We start from the raw sequence: 16,828 nt of genomic DNA, 5'->3' as shown, positions 1-16,828 counted from the left end.
ATGAAAAACTATTCTTGGTTTATATTTAGTGTATTTGCTTTATGTTCTAGTGTGCTTTTTGCACAACCAGACTCTTTATATTTTCAAAAGAAAAAAAATGAACCAATTAAATTAGGTTGGAGAACTAAAAAAGAAGTTGGCCTAACGCTTAATCAGGTGTCATTTACTAACTGGAATGCTGGTGGTACCAATTCAATTTCCGGTATTGTAACAGGAAAAGCAGAAGCAAAATATAAACAAGAAAAATGGTATTGGAATTCTAATTTTAATATTCGTTATGGCTTAAATAAGCAAGATGAATTAAACATTAGAAAAACAGAAGATGTAATAGAAGTGATTTCTAATGTTGGATTAGAAAAAGATCCTAAAAGTAATTGGTTTTATTCGGCAAAATTCAGTTTTAATTCACAGTTAGCTAACGGATATAATTATCCTGATAGAGATGAACCTATTTCAAAATTTTTAGCTCCTGGTTATATGTTTTTTGGTGTAGGTATGGAATATGGTCGGTTTATTGAACGCTTATCGTTTTATGCATCACCATTTACGTTAAAAACAACTTTTGTTTTAGATAGTGACTTGGCAAATAGAGGTGCTTTTGGAGTAGATCCTGCGATTTATGATTTAGAAGGGAATATTCTTAGAGATGGTAAAAAGGTGAGGCAAGAATTAGGTATATTATTAACTAATCAATATGAAGAGGAGCTTTTTGAGAATATTAAAGTATCAAGTCTTTTACGTTTGTATACCGATTATATTAATAGTTTTGGAAACATTGATATAGAGTGGGAATTGAACTTAGATATGAAAGTCAATAGATACGTAAAAGCCACTTTAGGTTCTCATCTTAGATATGACGATGATATTAAAGTTGAAGTTGAAACGAATGAGTTAACCAACGAAGAAAATGTTATTGTAGGACCTAAGTTGCAGTGGAAGCAAATTTTAGGGGTTGGTGTCGTCGTAGATTTAGATCATATTATAAAAAAGAATTCATCATCTTAGTTATTTTATAAAGTACCTTCACTTAAATACTTATAGTCTTCAAGCTCTGTGAGCTTTTCAACCTTCTTTGTGGTGCCACTATCTAAAAGATAAATGGTGTCAGAAGCTTCAATGATATGTTGATACATATGATCTGAAATAATAATAGCTTTCTCTTTTTTTTCTTCTTCGATAAGTTGTTTTACCGTGTCTATATGTAATGGTGATAAATGCGAAAAAGGCTCGTCTAAAAATACGATTTCACTTTTAGTTTTTAGAATAATATAGGTTTCTATAATACGTCTTTCGCCTCCTGATAAGGCATTGAATCTCGCAGTTTTGTATATAGAAAATGCTTCGAAATTTTCAATAAAAATGTTCCAGTCTATAGCATATAATTTAAAAACAAACGCTAGTGTTACTTCACTTGGAATAAAATTATACTGTGGTAAATAAACAGCAATTCCTGTAGCGTATAAAGGCTTTAAAAGCGGTTTGCCATCTAGCCTTATCAGCATGTATTTTGGTTTTAGATTTCCAAAAGCAATGTTGAGTAAACTACTTTTTCCACAGCCATTTCTACCTAAAATTGCTGTTACTTGTCCAGTTTCAGCTTTGAGATAAATACCGTTTAAAATGCGCTTGTTCTTAAAGTAAAGTTCTACATTATCTAATTCAAATATCATTTAGTATCAGGTGAATTCTTTAAGTATGGTAATAAAAATAATGGTTAAAATACAGTCTAAAATAAATATAACGGAAAAAAGCCTTAAAGTAGAAATGCCTAAATTTTTATAAAAAGTTAATTTTCGTTTATTTGGAGTTTCACTCACGTAATACCATGCAAAAACCGTAAGAAATAGTTTGGTTACCAATGCAGGTGCTATAAGTGGATTAAAAAAACCTATAATAGCATTCGCAATAAATGACCAAACCACAAACGGTCTGTAAAATGTAAGTATAGCTAGGAATCGATACATACTATATAGGTAACGTTTGTTTTATGCATTTTATTTTTAAAATATGTTTTCGGCTATAACTTTTCTTAATATGTTTTAGTTGCATATCGATTTTAATAAGGGTCTCTGAAAGAGCGAATTTGTGTCATTTAAAACTTACAAGTCTTTGTTCTTTATTCTAAAAGCGAAGCGGTCTTATATCTTAAAAAAATTGTATTTTTGAACTTCAATTTTTGAAGATAGATGTTAGAGAAAATACAGATTATAAAACAACGCTTTGATGAGATCAATGATCTAATCATTCAACCAGATATTATATCAGATCAGCAGCGCTACACTAAGCTGATGAAGGAGTACAAGGATCTTAAGTTAATTGTAGATAAAGGAGAAATTTATAAAGAAGCCTTAGATAATGTTGCTGAAGCCGAAGAAATTATTGCAGATGGTTCTGATGCCGAAATGGTAGATATGGCTAAAATGCAACTTGAAGAAGCTGAAGAAACGATTGAGAAGCTTGAGGAAGAAATTCGATTTATGTTGATTCCTAAAGATCCAGACGATGCTAAAAATGTCGTTGTTGAGGTTAGAGCAGGTACAGGTGGAGATGAAGCCAGTATTTTTGCAGGTGATTTATACAGAATGTATTCAAAATACTGTAGCGATAAAGGCTGGAGAGTCGATGTGGTGAGTCAGAGTGATGGTACTTCTGGTGGTTTTAAAGAAATTATTTTTGAAGTGTCTGGTGAAGATGTTTATGGAACATTAAAGTTTGAAGCTGGTGTGCATCGTGTACAACGTGTACCACAGACAGAAACTCAAGGTCGTGTGCATACTAGTGCAGCAACGGTTATGGTATTACCGGAAGCTGAAGAGTTTGATTATGAATTAGACATGACTGAAGTTCGAATTGAGCGTACTACATCAACAGGTCCTGGAGGTCAATCAGTAAACACAACCTACTCGGCTATTAAGCTACACCACGAACCAACAGGAATGATTGTAAGTTGCCAAGATCAGAAATCATCTCATAAAAACTTAGAAAAAGCTTTAAAGGTGTTACGTTCGCGTTTATACGATTTAGAATTAGCGAAGCAACAAGCAGCAGATTCAGAGAAACGTAAAAGTATGGTAAGTTCTGGTGATAGATCTGCTAAGATTAGGACCTACAACTATCCACAAGGTCGTGTTACGGATCATAGAGTGCCAGGTTTAACGCTTTACGATTTGCAAAATATCATTAATGGTGATATTCAAAAAATAATAGACGAATTAATGTTAGCCGAAAACACAGAGTTGTTAAAGGCTAATGATGATGTAATTTAAATTGAAGCCTCTTTATAGAGGCTTTTTTTATGAAGAAAAAAGTACTTTTTGCAATAGCAATTTTAGTTGTTTTATACATTCTGTTTAGAATGTCTGGGGTATTTAGAGTTTATGCAATACCCTCAAGTTCAAATGAACCGACCTTAACTGTTGGTTCTAGAATAATTGGCTCTAGTTTAAAAAGACCTGATCGACTTGATTTTGCTTATTTCAAATTTTCGGATAGTTTAGATGGTTGGACTATTGTTAAACGATTAATAGCGCAACCTGGTGATACCTTAGAATGTAAAAATGGTTATTACTATGTTAACAATATAAATATAGATGAGAATATTGACTTAAGATTTGGGTATAAAATCTCGCCAATTGTATTCGATACTTATGTTAAAGATCGAATCAATGATACAGAATTTTTTAAGTATCACTTTAGTGATTCTATAACTGCCTTTTTAGATGATTCATTTGTTGAAAAATTGCCTATTCAATTGGATAGAATAACTAATAGAGGAAATTCGAATCTTTCAAAAGAAATTTTTGAAGCACATCAATATTGGACGGTAAGTAACTTTGGACCAATAGTATTACCAAATGGAAAATACTTTTTCTCTGGTGATAATAGGGATAATTCACTTGATTCCAGATACAGAGGTCTTGTAGATGAAGATGAAATTTTAGGAACTGTTTTATTAACTTATAAATGACAACGAACGAACTTACACAACAAATACATAAAAAGAAATCCTTCCTTTGCATAGGATTAGACGTCGATTTAAATAAAATTCCAAAGCATTTATTAAAAGAAGAAGATCCCATCTTCGCTTTTAATAAGGCTATTATTGATGCGACACATCACCTTTGTGTGGCTTATAAACCCAACACAGCATTTTATGAAGCTTACGGTATAAAAGGTTGGCAAGCTCTAGAAAAAACAATCAACTATCTCAACGAAAACCATCCTGAAATTTATACAATCGCTGACGCAAAACGTGGAGATATTGGGAATACAAGTACGATGTACGCTAAAGCATTTTTTGAAGATTTAGGCTTTGATAGTGTTACTGTTGCTCCTTATATGGGAAAAGATTCAGTGGAGCCTTTTCTAGCCTTTAAGGATAAGCACACGATTCTTTTGGCCTTAACATCCAATCAAGGAGCATTTGATTTTCAAACCAAAATGGTTGATGGTGTTGAGTTGTATAAACAAGTTTTAGAAACCTCAAAATCTTGGAAGAATTCTGAAAACTTAATGTATGTAGTTGGCGCGACTAAAGCCGAGTTTTTAGGAGATATTAGAAAAATAATTCCAGATAGCTTTTTGTTAGTACCTGGAGTTGGAGCGCAAGGTGGAAATCTTCAAGATGTTTGTAAATATGGAATGAATGACTCTGTTGGTTTATTAATTAATTCGTCTCGAGGCATTATTTACGCCTCTCAAGATGAAAATTTTGCCGAAGCTGCTGCTGAGAAAGCCGAAGAATTACAGGTGCAGATGGCAGAAATTCTGAGTTTATAATCTCAGTCTCAGTCTCAGTGTTCCCGTATGAGTAAGTCTGAAAACTGCGGCTGAAAACCATTTTTCCCAAAAGTAAGCTATAAAACTAATAAGATGAAAGACCAACTCAAAAGAGATATTCAACTTAATAAAACACCAAAACGCATCATCTCATTAGTGCCATCACAAACCGAATTATTAGTCGATTTAGGATTAGAAGCGTCAATTGTTGGTGTGACAAAGTTTTGCGTACATCCAAAACATCTTAGAATGTCTAAAGCCGTTGTTGGAGGTACAAAACAAATCAATATTGAGAAAATAAAAGCACTGTGTCCAGATATTATTTTATGTAATAAAGAGGAAAATACAAAGGAGATTATTGAAAGTTTAGAAGAAATAGCTCCAATCTATATTAGTGATATTTATAATTTAGATGATTGCTTTGAGCTCATTAATATGTATGGGGAAATTTTCGATATTAAAAGGACAACGTCAACTTTAGTCTCAAATATTCAATTAGAACGCGAAGCATTTCAACTTCAATTTCAAGATAAAAAGAAATTAAAAGTAGCGTATTTTATTTGGCAACAACCTTGGATGGTTGCAGCCTCAGAGAACTTTATAGATGTTATGATTAAAGAAGCTGGTTTTATAAATGTTTTTGAAGACGAAAAACGTTATCCAGAAATCGATTTAAATAACTCAAAATTAAAGGAAGCAGATTTCATTTTTTTGTCTAGTGAACCATTTCCGTTTAAAGCGGAGCATATTTTAGAATTTCAAAAGAAATTTCCGGAAAAGACGATTAAAATTGTGGATGGTGAGTTGTTTTCGTGGTATGGTAGTCGCTTGTTAAAGTCGTATTCTTATTTTAAAACACTTCATATTTAAACACAAAAAAGTCGATACCTAACTACAATACCGACTTCAAAACTAACTATTCTAAGATCTTACTAACTCAATCTTTTGCACTGCAAAGATGATAAGTTTACTCGTTTTGAAGGTTATGCTAATGTTAGGATATAATTAAGTGTGTTTTAATTAAGTTGGTTCATTTGAAGATCAGAACCATTGAACACAAACTCTAATTTATTAATCTTGTATAAGATTTTAGTGGCTTTGTATTCAGAAAAATCACTTAACGCGTGGTCTGTTTGTCTTAAATTATATGCATCTTCAATAAGTTGAAAATACTTTTTTTTAAGTTTTATTTTCTTTTTTAATAACTTGTCTGAATTGCTCACTGCTAAATTTTAATAGATTACGTTAGTAAATTACTAAAATTTAGCAAGAAAAATTGTTTTTTATATAAAAAATAACAAATTGGTTTGAGCAATATTTATTTAGTCTTGTAGGGCAAATACCTTCTTTAGTAAATCTGATCCACGAGAAGAAACCTTAGTTCTAATTTCTTTTTCTTCAACGGCAATCATAGTGTAAACACCTTTTAAAGCTTCTTGTGTTACGTAATCCGTTAAATCAGGATTTACATTGTTGGTTAAAGGTATATTATTGTACTTGGTAATAAGATTAGCCCATATTTGATCAGCACCAACTTTAGCAAATGAATTATTAATAACAGGCTTAAACTTGCTATAAAGGTCTGTTTCTGTTTTTGATGTTAAATACGATGTTGCAGCATTATCTTCTCCTAAAAGAATATTTTTAGCATCATCAAAAGTGATATCTTTTACCGCATTTACAAATATTGGAGTTGCTTCAGAAACAGCATCTTCTGCAGCTCTGTTAAGAACTTTTAAACCTTCATCAGCTAAACTGCTTAATCCAATTTTACGAAGTGCACTGTCTACTTTCTGTAATTCTTCAGGTAAAACAATTTTTACCAATTCATTTTTAAAGAAACCATCTTCAGCTGTTAATTTAGTCACTTGTTTCTCAATTCCTGTATCTAAGGCTTCTCTTAATCCTGCTGCAATATCAGCATTACCAAGAACATCACTTGTGCCTTGTGGTAATGAATCAACAACTTGTTGTAATTCAGCACATGCTGTTAAATTGAAAATTAATACTAAGGCAAAAATTCTTTTCATCATAATTATAGTTTTTTAATGGATAGCAAAGATAATTTATATAGCTTACAAAACTTCAAGTTTTATGCCTAAAAATCTCACTATAGTGTATTTGTTATGAGAATAGTAGATAGTGTTGAAGTTAAAGAATCTTTAGATTTAATTATTGTGTTTTAATATTAATAAAAGGTACTTTTATGTATTAGATACTATTAGTTTTTAGACAAAAGATTTAAAACGTTATTTTTAGCACAGTATTTGATTATCCATTAGTAAATGATTTTATACCTATGAGTTGTTTAAAAAAGAAACACTTTGCTTTAATTATAATTTGCATCCTAACAGCAACATATTCTTACGGTCAAATTAAAGTGTCAGAGTTTATTCAAGACTCAAAAATTGCTTCAGCAGATAATAATAAACTCTATTTTATTGATTTTTGGGCAACATGGTGTGGTCCATGCATTACAGCAAAAGAACATTTAGGTGTTTTGCAAAAACAATTTCCTAATGATTTATATATTATATCCCTTACAAAAGAGAGCCCTTTAACAGTAGAGCATTTTTTGGAGGGGAAACCTACAGAATTGGCTATTGCTATTGATTATAATGGAGAAACATTTAATAGTTATAAAGTAGCAATTTTACCAGATGGAGTTCTAATTAATGCAGATGGAAAAGTATTATGGAGAGGAGGTGCACCAGACCTGAAGAAAGAAATGGTTTCCAAGTTTTTGAGGCAACAAAAAAGTGAATCTGCTCTAAATTCTGTGGTGAAAGTGTTAAAAGTTGAAGAGGAGATTATTGATGATTATATGCCAGCAGAAGATTTAGAAATAAAAACAATTCTAAATAATTTTGAAGATTTAGATATTTCAGATACGACTAATTATTTAAAATTATCGGGATCACTAATTCGTATTGTTAGTTATTTGGCAAAAATATATAAAAATCAAATTGTGTTAGAGGAAGGCTTAGACATGAATTATGAGATTTATTTTAAGAAACCTTTTGATAAAAATGAAAATTTAGCAGTTAAGCTTATTACTGAAATGAATCTTGACATTGAACGAAAATTTAGTGAAGGAGAAGGTATTAGTTTTGTGGTTGATTCCCCGAAATTTTGGAATACTGATCAAATTGATTGGGGGAAAAATAATGCGCAATATTTAGTAGATGATTCCCAAATTAAGGCAGATAATGTATCTCTAAGAGACGTAGCGTATCAATTGGCTTATGTTTTAGATATGCCTATAATAGTTCCAGATGATAACGAAATAAGCCTTACACTTCATGATTGGGATTTTCATTATAAGTTTTTTCAATTAATGCAATCAGATCTTGAAGATAATTATGGAATAAAGGCGGAGAAGAAAAAAATAACGTTCCCTGTTTACCATATACAAAAAATTGCACCTTAAAACATGGCCTATTTAATTATAGATTATGTTTATTCTCTAGAGCATCTGCTATATTAAAGTCTTTCCATAAATAGTGATTGTCTAAACTAAAAGATCAATTTTATTTAAAAGAATGATGTTTAATAAACGTTTTAAAAACCATTAACCGAAATGATATTAAAAGCCTAAAGAGCAATATTGAAATTCTAGATTAATGAGATGACGCAATGCGTATACAATCCTTAAAATAGTTGTCATATTTTATAACCATAGGTAAGCATTAAAATTATACAAATAAAAAAGCTCCTAATAAGGAGCTTTTTGTATTATAAATGATATACTAAATTCTTAGTTACTTAAAACTCTAAATTCCGTACGTCTGTTTTTTTGATGTTGTGCTTCAGAACAATTAGATCCGTTAGAACATCTATTTGTTAATCTAGTTTCACCAAAACCTTTAGCTGTTAATCTACTTCTTGTAATTCCTTTAGATACTAAATAGTTAACTACAGAATTAGCTCTTTGTTGAGATAATGATTGATTGAAATCATCATTTCCGTTAGAATCCGTATGAGACATAATTTCAATGCTTACGTTAGAATCATTTAAAATTGGTAATAAAGTATCATCAATAGTCTTCTTAGAAGCTGCAGTTAATCTTGCGCTACCTGATTGGTAAAATACAGGTAATACATTTGGATCTAATAATTCACAATCAACTTCTTCCCAAGTTGTAATACCTCCTTTTTTATCTAAAACAGTTCTTGTTACAGTTTTGAATTGTGCAGCAATTGTATTTGTAGATGTAGATGCAGGTGTATCAATAACTCTTCTCTTAATCGTTGTGTATTCAGCAGGAATTTCAATTTCATCCATTCTAGATGGTGTTTTAATAACACGCTTCTTGTAACTTGTGTTTTGCTCAGCAACAGGAATAGAATTTGTGCTAGCGTCAGAAGATAAAGTTGTAAAACCAACATCTTTAAATTGAGAAGGGTACTCAACGAAACATGCAGCAACACAATCATCTTTGTTTACAGAAGGACAATCTTCTAATACTTTGTATTCCCATCCAGATGTTTTTGGGTAAACTTCAAAAGTTCTTGAATCGTTTCCAAAGGATGCAGGTACAACTTTTAAATCTGTACGACTTTCTTGTTTAACGTAAGGGACATCTACATTTTCATAGGTAGCTGGTACGTAAACAAACTTCTTAGAAGCTTCTTTTACTAATACGCGGTCTTCAACCGTTTTGTATGTTGCAGGAGTAACTTGTAACGTTGTGTATGCTGGATACGATTGAATCGTTTCTTCAACTTCTTTAAAGGTATCTTTTGTAATACACTTTACGTAGCATTTACCTGGTTCTGGATTTGTAGGTAAACCTTGTGCTTGAGAAAATCCAATTCCAGCAATTAAGCAGACGAATAATAATAATTTGTGTTTCATAAAATAAGTTAATAGTTAATAAATTAATTTTGTATTTATAGTAAAGGGTATTAACCTCTTACATATTATGAGACGCGATTATTTATTAAGAGTCACAATTAACTTGTAGTTCTAATGTTTTTTAGTACGAAGCAGTATGGTAATTTATGTCGTGAAACTACTAAATTCAGGAGGGGCAAGTAAATCTTAAAAAGACGAATAAAATTAATTATACTTTTTATTTATAGCAAATTGTAGCTAGGTTTATTGTCTTTTACCAATTTGATTAAGAGAATATTATTGTCTTATTGTTATACACCATCACTTTTCTATTCGCATGAAGTTTTATAGCATTAGACAACACAATTTTTTCTAAATCACGTCCTTTGGCTATTAAATCTTTAATTGAAAACGTATGCGACACGTGTGCCACATCTTGCTCTATAATTGGTCCTGCATCCAGCTCTTCAGTAATATAATGACTAGTCGCTCCAATGATTTTTACACCGCGTTTATAGGCCGAATGGTAAGGCTTTGCGCCAATAAAAGCAGGTAAGAAGGAATGATGAATATTTATGATTCGGTTTGGATATTTATCAATCAAAGTTTCAGAAACAATTTGCATATAGCGCGCTAAAACTATAAAATCAATTTGATGGGTTTCCAATAAATTCAACTGCTCTTGTTCAGCATCATGCTTCGTCGCTTTTGTAACAGGAACATGATAAAAAGGAATGTTGAAACTGTCTGCTATCGGTTTTAAATCGAGATGGTTGCTTAAAATAAAAGGAATTTCTAAAAACAATTCGCCCGAATTATAACGCCCTAAAATATCATACAAGCAATGATCGTATTTTGAAACAAATAAAGCCATTTTTGGTTTACGTTCAGCCGAATGGATTTTCCAACTTAATTGAAATTTTTCAGCTAAATCAGAATTAAATAGTTGTTTAAATTTTTCAAGTGAAAATGAACTTGAAGAAAATTCACATTCCAGACGCATAAAAAAGATATTTTGCTCTCTATCAACATGCTGATCGATGTAAACTATATTCCCTTCGTTTGAAGCCATAAAATTGGTCACCGAAGCAATAATATTCGGTTGATCCGAGCAATGAATAAGTAAAGTGATTTTATGCATAAAATTGATATTGAATGAATTGATAAAAGTAATTAAAATTGAGAGTTTTACATATTTTCTTTAAGTTTTAGATAATTATTGATTATTGCTTTAGATTTTTGAATATTCCTTAAATTTGCCAATCAATTAAGCAAGATTTTTAAGAATGGAACAAGTTGCACCTTATAAGCCAAAATATAAAGTACGTATAGTAACAGCCGCATCACTCTTTGATGGACACGATGCTGCTATTAACATTATGCGTCGTATTATTCAATCTACAGGAGTGGAAGTGATTCACTTAGGTCATGATAGAAGTGTAGAAGAAGTGGTGAATACAGCCATTCAAGAAGATGCGAACGCCATTGCATTAACGTCGTATCAAGGTGGTCATAATGAGTATTTTAAATATATGTACGATTTGCTAAAGGAAAAAGGAGCAGGTCATATCAAAATCTTTGGAGGTGGAGGAGGAGTGATTCTTCCTGCAGAAATCAAGGAATTAATGGATTATGGAATTACTAGAATCTATTCTCCAGATGACGGAAGAGCACTTGGTTTACAAGGCATGATTAATGATTTGGTTCAGCAATCGGATTATGCAATAGGTGATGTACTCAATAATGAAGTTAAAACGCTTCATAAAAAGGATCCAAAGTCAATTGGAAGACTTATTTCTTCTGCAGAAAATTTCCCTGAAGTCGCAAAAGAAGCTCTAGAAGAAATTCATGCTAAAAATGAAAATTCAAAAACACCAGTACTCGGTATTACCGGAACAGGTGGAGCAGGTAAATCGTCTTTAGTTGATGAATTAGTAAGACGTTTTTTAATCGATTTTCCAGAAAAAACTGTTGGTTTGGTTTCTGTAGATCCTTCAAAACGAAAAACAGGTGGAGCACTTTTAGGAGACCGTATCCGTATGAATGCCATTAACTCGCCAAGAGTTTATATGCGTAGTCTAGCCACGCGTCAGTCTAATTTAGCTTTATCAAAATATGTAAATGAAGCTGTAGAGGTTTTAAAAGCTGCTGAATATGATTTAATTATCCTTGAAACGTCTGGAATCGGACAATCAGACACCGAAATTATAGAACATTCAGATGTGTCACTGTATGTAATGACACCAGAATTTGGTGCAGCAACACAATTAGAAAAAATTGACATGCTAGATTTTGCAGATTTAGTAGCCATCAATAAATTTGATAAACGAGGTTCATTGGATGCGTTGCGAGATGTGAAAAAACAATACATGCGTAACAATAATCTTTGGGATGTGCATCAAGATGATTTGCCGGTTTATGGGACGATTGCATCTCAATTTAATGATCCGGGAATGAATACGCTTTACAAAGCCATCATGGATGAATTGGTTGACAAAGCAGATGCAGATTTAAAATCTACATTTCATATTTCGGAAGAAATGAGTGAGAAGATTTTTGTAATACCACCAAGTAGAACACGTTATTTATCTGAAATAGCAGAGAGTAATAGAGCGTATGATGCCACTGCAAATACGCAAGTGGAAGTTGCACAGAAATTATATGGAATTTATAAAACTCTTGAATCTGTTTCTGAATTAACACCAGAATTAGATAAATCAGGAATTGCTTCTCAGTCTGTTAGTTCTGGAGGTGTTGAGAATAAAGACTTTGTTAAAATGCTAATTGCAGAATTCGATCGTGTAAAATTAAACCTAGATCCTTATAATTGGGAAGTGATTACAGGTTGGGACGTTAAAGTAAATAAGTATAAAGACCCAATTTATTCTTTTAAAGTAAGAGATAAAGAGATAAAGATTGAAACCCATACGGAGTCACTTTCGCATACGCAAATCCCAAAAGTAGCGTTGCCAAAGTACCAAGCTTGGGGAGATATTTTAAGATGGTGTTTGCAAGAAAATGTTCCAGGAGAATTTCCTTACACAGCAGGATTGTATCCTTTTAAAAGAACAGGCGAAGATCCAGCACGTATGTTTGCTGGAGAAGGTGGTCCAGAACGTACAAACAGACGTTTTCACTATGTAAGCGCTGGTTTGCCAGCAAAACGTTTGTCTACAGCTTTTGATAGTGTAACGCTTTACGGAAACGATCCCGATTTACGACCAGATATTTATGGTAAAATTGGTAATGCAGGTGTTTCTATCTGTTGTTTAGATGATGCCAAGAAATTATACTCTGGTTTTGATTTGGCCAATGTAATGACTTCTGTGAGTATGACTATTAATGGTCCTGCTCCAATGTTATTAGGCTTTTTTATGAATGCTGCCATAGATCAACAATGTGAATTTTACATTAAAGAAAATGGACTAGAAAAAGAGGTTGAAGCTAAAATCGCGAAGATTTATAAAGGTAAGACGCGTCCATCTTATAATGGTGAGTTACCAGAAGGAAACAACGGTTTAGGATTGATGCTTTTAGGTGTTACTGGAGATCAAGTTTTGCCATCAGATGTGTATGCAGAAATTAAAAAGAATACCATTGCTCAAGTTAGAGGAACAGTACAAGCAGATATTTTAAAAGAAGATCAAGCGCAAAACACTTGTATATTCTCTACAGAATTTGCATTGCGTTTAATGGGAGATGTTCAAGAGTATTTTATTGAGAATAATGTACGTAATTTCTATTCGGTTTCTATTTCTGGTTACCATATTGCAGAAGCAGGAGCGAATCCAATTACGCAACTGGCATTAACGTTATCTAACGGATTTACTTATGTTGAATATTACCTTTCTAGAGGGATGGACATCAACAAATTTGGACCTAATTTATCATTCTTCTTTTCTAACGGAATAGATCCAGAATATGCTGTTATTGGTCGTGTGGCTCGTAAGATTTGGGCAAAAGCCATGAAACATAAGTACGGAGCCAACCCAAGAGCTCAGATGTTGAAATATCATATCCAAACGTCTGGACGTAGTTTACATGCTCAAGAAATTGATTTTAATGACATACGTACATCGCTTCAAGCGCTGTATGCTATTTACGATAATTGTAATTCATTACATACCAATGCTTACGATGAAGCGATAACGACACCAACGGAAGAATCTGTTCGTAGAGCTATGGCAATTCAACTGATTATCAATAAAGAATTGGGATTAGCTAAGAATGAAAACCCAATTCAAGGGGCTTTTATTATTGAAGAATTAACCGATTTAGTAGAAGAAGCTGTATTGTTAGAGTTTGATCGCATCACAGAACGTGGAGGTGTTTTAGGAGCTATGGAAACGATGTATCAACGTTCGAAAATTCAGGAAGAAAGCTTGTATTATGAAACGTTGAAGCATAATGGGAAGTTTCCAATTATTGGAGTGAATACTTTCTTAAGTAGTAAAGGGTCACCTACGGTTCAACCAGCGGAAGTCATTAGAGCAACCGAAGAAGAAAAGCAGTTTCAGATTAAAACATTAAAGAATCTTCATGAAGCAAATGATACAACTGCATTGTTAAATGATTTACAACAGCGCGCCATCAACAATGAAAATATATTCGAAGCTTTAATGGAAGTTTGTAAAGTATGTAGTTTAGGTGAAATTACGGCTTCGTTATTTGAAGTAGGAGGTCAGTATCGCAGGAATATGTAAGCAGAGAGCCTCTTTTCGTTTTTTCGAAAAGTGTGCGAATCGCTAATCCCAAACTGGTTTTGGGATCTCGACAAATAAAACAAAAAAGCGTTTCATTTTGAAACGCTTTTTTTACATCAATAAATAAAATAACATGTCCATCAAGCACACATTTAAAGCTACTGTTAACTGGGATATTAATGAAGGTGAAAGCACACAAAATCCAAGGATGTTTAGCAGAAATCATGAAGTTGTAATAGCAAATAAAGTTTCTCCATTACAAGTTTCTGCAGCAAAAACCTTTAGAGGAGATGATAGATTATATAACCCAGAAGACTTATTGTTATCTGCTTTAACCTCTTGCCACATGATGTCTTATTTATACGTTTGTGCGCAACATAAAATTGAAGTATTAAATTATATAGATCAATCTGAAGGTGATTTAGAAGTCGAATCTTCAGGTAGCGGAAGCTTTAAAATCGTAAGATTAAAACCCGTGATCACAATAAAAGATGAAACTAAAAAAGAATTGGCCTTAAGCTTACATCAAAAAGCAAATGAACTTTGTTTTATAGCTAATTCATGCAATTTTCCGATATCTCATGAAGCCATTATTTTGGTGAAATAATTCAATTTGAAAAAATAATCAGATCTTTTTGCATCTTTCTGAGTCTTTTCTCGTCTATTATATGAACTTAAAAAATAGATATCATGAAAAATAAAGAATGTAGTTGCAACTGTGAAGGTTGCTCAAAAGGAAATTGTAAAAACTGTACATGCGATAATTGTACATGTACAAATTGTAACTGTTAATTTACTGTTAGTTCGGATATGAAGTTTTGTATCCGAACTAATTTTAATTAAATTAGAGTATGACTACAAAAGAGGTTTGGGGAATTTATGCTGAAGATGTAAAACATTTTATTTTAAGTAAGGTTAAGGATACTGATATTACTGAAGATATTCTGCAAGATACTTTTATAAAAGTACACACGAAGTTACATACTTTAAAAGATGAAAATAAGCTGAAACCATGGCTGTTTTCCATTGCACGCTATACTATTTTGGATTACTTCAGAATGAATAAAAAAGAAATTCCGGTAGAAGATTTAGAAATAGAATCAGAACCAGAACCAAATCAACATTCTGAGCAAGATTGCTTAAGAGGTATCATAAAAAGCTTGCCTAAAAAATATAGAGACCCTTTGTTTTTATCTGATATTAAAGGCATGAAGCAACAAGAGGTTGCTAATCAATTACACTTATCTTTACCAACCGTAAAATCTCAAATTCAACGTGCAAGAAAACAGATAGCACAAGGTTTTATGGATTGCTGTGGCTTTAAAATGAATGAAGATGGCCATTTAGTTGGAGAAATACAAGACAAAGCAGACTGTAAAGTCTGTCATTAATGGTATCTTTGCAGCCATTAGTAAATTGTTAATTTACTGTTTAAAAAAGCATACATGTCTTTCAAAAAATTACATCCTTTATTAAAAGAATCTTTAGAAAACGCTGGATACGAAACCTCAAATCCGTTTCAGAAAAAAGTACTACCTACTCTGAAAGGTGGAGCAGATGCTTATATGATTGCGCCAAAAGGAAGCGGTAAAACAACTGCGCTTATAATAGCAACTATTCATAAACTAAAAGCAGAAGCATTTGAAGATTCACCACGTGCTATCATAGTTGCAAAGGATAAAGCTGACGTCTTAGCTTTAAAAGAAGAGTTTGAAAGATTTACAAAGAATACTGATTTAAGAGTATATGCGCTTTACGATGAATATGATATGGAAAAGCAAAAAGTGGAAGTGTATTACGGTCAAGATATTGTAATTGCAACTCCAGCTCGATTGAGTAAGTTGTATTTTTTAAATGGTATTCATTTAGGAGAAGTTCAATTGTTTGCCATTGAAGATGCTGATTATTTAGGTCGAAATAATGCTTATAATCTCATTTTAAGATTATCTGAAAGTGTGAGTAAATGTCAATTCGTAATTATTGCAGATGTGATGCATTCTAAGATTAAGAATTATCAGAACAATTTTATGAGCAATGCACATGTCATCGCGCAGAAATAATAGCTTAAAGTGTCAACATCCAAGTACGTTGCAATTTCCTGAATTTTTTTAATTCGCCTCTAAGAATAGGTAGATAATCTCTGCCGTTACTATTAGCTTTTTCAAGCTTCTTACAGTTACTGTATAAACGTGTCGTTAAGTAATCTAAACTTGCTAAATGCTTACTTTTTTTGTCAGAACAGCTTTCACGTTCTACACTAATAATTTGAGGAGCAAGATTAGAGGATTGTTGAACAATATCTCCCGAGAAATAAATGTTATTATCTTCAGTGCCGTCAGCATTTAAATACGCTAAATCTTGGTTGAGATAGGTAGATATACTTCGAGATAATACAATTATATCCATTGCCTTTTTATAAATAGGCAAATCAGTTAAATGAGATGGTAGGTGGTAACTCATGATTTCAATAGCAATTAATACGAAATTAATAACTAAAATTGAAATTACA

Annotated in this window: 17 protein-coding genes; 10 read left to right on the top strand and 7 right to left on the bottom strand. The window is 32.2% G+C overall.

Features of this window, described 5'->3' with window-relative positions:
• Positions 1 to 1,005, top strand: coding sequence for a DUF3078 domain-containing protein (locus tag HM992_RS18115; RefSeq protein ID WP_178983726.1), 1,005 nt, complete (start codon positions 1 to 3; stop codon positions 1,003 to 1,005).
• Between the two features lie 5 nt (positions 1,006 to 1,010).
• Here HM992_RS18115 and HM992_RS18110 read toward each other — a convergent pair whose 3' ends face one another.
• A complete protein-coding gene (locus HM992_RS18110) occupies positions 1,011 to 1,670 on the bottom strand; it encodes an ATP-binding cassette domain-containing protein (protein ID WP_179320886.1) in 660 nt (219 codons plus the stop codon).
• 6 nt (positions 1,671 to 1,676) lie between these two features.
• On the bottom strand, positions 1,677 to 1,964 hold the full coding sequence (locus HM992_RS18105; protein ID WP_178983728.1) for a hypothetical protein: 288 nt from the start codon (positions 1,962 to 1,964) through the stop codon (positions 1,677 to 1,679).
• A gap of 222 nt (positions 1,965 to 2,186) precedes the next feature.
• On the opposite strand from HM992_RS18105, the gene prfA reads away from it, so the two are divergent.
• From prfA to HM992_RS18085, 4 genes are all read left to right on the top strand, one after another.
• Positions 2,187 to 3,266, top strand: coding sequence for a peptide chain release factor 1 (prfA, locus tag HM992_RS18100; protein ID WP_178983729.1), 1,080 nt, complete (start codon positions 2,187 to 2,189; stop codon positions 3,264 to 3,266).
• 29 nt (positions 3,267 to 3,295) lie between these two features.
• Complete coding sequence (gene lepB, locus HM992_RS18095) at positions 3,296 to 3,967, top strand: signal peptidase I (RefSeq protein ID WP_179320884.1); 672 nt, start codon at positions 3,296 to 3,298, stop codon at positions 3,965 to 3,967.
• Positions 3,964 to 4,779, top strand: coding sequence for an orotidine-5'-phosphate decarboxylase (pyrF, locus tag HM992_RS18090; protein WP_179320882.1), 816 nt, complete (start codon positions 3,964 to 3,966; stop codon positions 4,777 to 4,779). The genes lepB and pyrF overlap by 4 nt, the downstream gene beginning before the upstream one ends.
• A gap of 93 nt (positions 4,780 to 4,872) precedes the next feature.
• A complete protein-coding gene (locus HM992_RS18085; protein ID WP_179320880.1) occupies positions 4,873 to 5,649 on the top strand; it encodes an ABC transporter substrate-binding protein in 777 nt (258 codons plus the stop codon).
• Positions 5,650 to 5,795: 146 nt separating this feature from the next.
• Here HM992_RS18085 and HM992_RS19865 read toward each other — a convergent pair whose 3' ends face one another.
• Positions 5,796 to 6,002 (bottom strand): Lacal_2735 family protein, encoded by a 207-nt coding sequence (locus tag HM992_RS19865; RefSeq protein WP_178983733.1) that lies wholly within the window; start codon positions 6,000 to 6,002, stop codon positions 5,796 to 5,798.
• Positions 6,003 to 6,101: 99 nt separating this feature from the next.
• Positions 6,102 to 6,812, bottom strand: a complete 711-nt coding sequence (locus HM992_RS18075; protein ID WP_178983734.1) for a DUF4197 domain-containing protein — start codon at positions 6,810 to 6,812, stop codon at positions 6,102 to 6,104.
• A 266-nt stretch (positions 6,813 to 7,078) separates the two neighbouring features.
• On the opposite strand from HM992_RS18075, the gene HM992_RS18070 reads away from it, so the two are divergent.
• Positions 7,079 to 8,209 carry a TlpA family protein disulfide reductase gene (locus HM992_RS18070; protein WP_179320878.1) on the top strand — a complete coding sequence of 377 codons (1,131 nt, stop codon included), beginning with the start codon at positions 7,079 to 7,081 and terminating at the stop codon, positions 8,207 to 8,209.
• A 327-nt stretch (positions 8,210 to 8,536) separates the two neighbouring features.
• Here the strand turns inward: HM992_RS18070 and HM992_RS18065 are convergent, their stop codons facing one another.
• Both HM992_RS18065 and purU read right to left on the bottom strand, forming a co-directional pair.
• Complete coding sequence (locus HM992_RS18065) at positions 8,537 to 9,637, bottom strand: OmpA family protein (RefSeq protein WP_178983736.1); 1,101 nt, start codon at positions 9,635 to 9,637, stop codon at positions 8,537 to 8,539.
• A 265-nt stretch (positions 9,638 to 9,902) separates the two neighbouring features.
• Positions 9,903 to 10,757: a formyltetrahydrofolate deformylase gene (gene purU, locus HM992_RS18060; RefSeq protein WP_178983737.1), complete on the bottom strand. Its 855-nt coding sequence runs from the start codon at positions 10,755 to 10,757 to the stop codon at positions 9,903 to 9,905.
• A 145-nt stretch (positions 10,758 to 10,902) separates the two neighbouring features.
• Here purU and HM992_RS18055 point away from each other — a divergent pair, with 145 nt between their 5' ends.
• The 4 genes from HM992_RS18055 to HM992_RS18040 all read left to right on the top strand — a co-directional run bounded on the left by HM992_RS18055 (position 10,903) and on the right by HM992_RS18040 (position 16,379).
• A complete protein-coding gene (locus tag HM992_RS18055; RefSeq protein ID WP_179320876.1) occupies positions 10,903 to 14,319 on the top strand; it encodes a methylmalonyl-CoA mutase family protein in 3,417 nt (1,138 codons plus the stop codon).
• A 133-nt stretch (positions 14,320 to 14,452) separates the two neighbouring features.
• Positions 14,453 to 14,926 (top strand): OsmC family protein, encoded by a 474-nt coding sequence (locus tag HM992_RS18050; protein WP_179320874.1) that lies wholly within the window; start codon positions 14,453 to 14,455, stop codon positions 14,924 to 14,926.
• A gap of 244 nt (positions 14,927 to 15,170) precedes the next feature.
• On the top strand, positions 15,171 to 15,710 hold the full coding sequence (locus tag HM992_RS18045; RefSeq protein ID WP_179320872.1) for a sigma-70 family RNA polymerase sigma factor: 540 nt from the start codon (positions 15,171 to 15,173) through the stop codon (positions 15,708 to 15,710).
• A 54-nt stretch (positions 15,711 to 15,764) separates the two neighbouring features.
• Positions 15,765 to 16,379 (top strand): DEAD/DEAH box helicase, encoded by a 615-nt coding sequence (locus HM992_RS18040; protein WP_178983740.1) that lies wholly within the window; start codon positions 15,765 to 15,767, stop codon positions 16,377 to 16,379.
• Between the two features lie 4 nt (positions 16,380 to 16,383).
• On the opposite strand, the gene HM992_RS18035 is transcribed toward HM992_RS18040, so the two are convergent.
• Entirely contained in the window at positions 16,384 to 16,779 is a 396-nt protein-coding gene (locus HM992_RS18035) for a hypothetical protein (protein ID WP_178983741.1), read from the bottom strand.
• Between the last annotated feature and the right edge of the window lie 49 nt (positions 16,780 to 16,828).

This window comes from Winogradskyella helgolandensis, from assembly GCF_013404085.1.
GTDB lineage: Bacteria > Bacteroidota > Bacteroidia > Flavobacteriales > Flavobacteriaceae > Winogradskyella > Winogradskyella helgolandensis.
Note: the sequence above shows the minus strand (reverse complement) of the source record. Positions and strands in the feature narration are given on the sequence as shown.

What these genes read in the sequence shown, in the direction of transcription:
- HM992_RS18055 (WP_179320876.1), top strand. Translation starts at nt 10,903, where the DNA reads ATGGAACAAGTTGCACCTTATAAGCCAAAATATAAAGTACGTATAGTA.
- HM992_RS18045 (WP_179320872.1), top strand. Translation starts at nt 15,171, where the DNA reads ATGACTACAAAAGAGGTTTGGGGAATTTATGCTGAAGATGTAAAACAT.
- prfA (WP_178983729.1), top strand. Translation starts at nt 2,187, where the DNA reads ATGTTAGAGAAAATACAGATTATAAAACAACGCTTTGATGAGATCAAT.
- HM992_RS18035 (WP_178983741.1), bottom strand. Translation starts at nt 16,779, where the DNA reads ATGAGTTACCACCTACCATCTCATTTAACTGATTTGCCTATTTATAAA.
- HM992_RS18040 (WP_178983740.1), top strand. Translation starts at nt 15,765, where the DNA reads ATGTCTTTCAAAAAATTACATCCTTTATTAAAAGAATCTTTAGAAAAC.
- lepB (WP_179320884.1), top strand. Translation starts at nt 3,296, where the DNA reads ATGAAGAAAAAAGTACTTTTTGCAATAGCAATTTTAGTTGTTTTATAC.
- HM992_RS18065 (WP_178983736.1), bottom strand. Translation starts at nt 9,637, where the DNA reads ATGAAACACAAATTATTATTATTCGTCTGCTTAATTGCTGGAATTGGA.
- HM992_RS18105 (WP_178983728.1), bottom strand. Translation starts at nt 1,964, where the DNA reads ATGTATCGATTCCTAGCTATACTTACATTTTACAGACCGTTTGTGGTT.
- pyrF (WP_179320882.1), top strand. Translation starts at nt 3,964, where the DNA reads ATGACAACGAACGAACTTACACAACAAATACATAAAAAGAAATCCTTC.
- HM992_RS18110 (WP_179320886.1), bottom strand. Translation starts at nt 1,670, where the DNA reads ATGATATTTGAATTAGATAATGTAGAACTTTACTTTAAGAACAAGCGC.
- purU (WP_178983737.1), bottom strand. Translation starts at nt 10,757, where the DNA reads ATGCATAAAATCACTTTACTTATTCATTGCTCGGATCAACCGAATATT.
- HM992_RS18070 (WP_179320878.1), top strand. Translation starts at nt 7,079, where the DNA reads ATGAGTTGTTTAAAAAAGAAACACTTTGCTTTAATTATAATTTGCATC.
- HM992_RS18115 (WP_178983726.1), top strand. Translation starts at nt 1, where the DNA reads ATGAAAAACTATTCTTGGTTTATATTTAGTGTATTTGCTTTATGTTCT.
- HM992_RS18075 (WP_178983734.1), bottom strand. Translation starts at nt 6,812, where the DNA reads ATGATGAAAAGAATTTTTGCCTTAGTATTAATTTTCAATTTAACAGCA.
- HM992_RS18085 (WP_179320880.1), top strand. Translation starts at nt 4,873, where the DNA reads ATGAAAGACCAACTCAAAAGAGATATTCAACTTAATAAAACACCAAAA.
- HM992_RS18050 (WP_179320874.1), top strand. Translation starts at nt 14,453, where the DNA reads ATGTCCATCAAGCACACATTTAAAGCTACTGTTAACTGGGATATTAAT.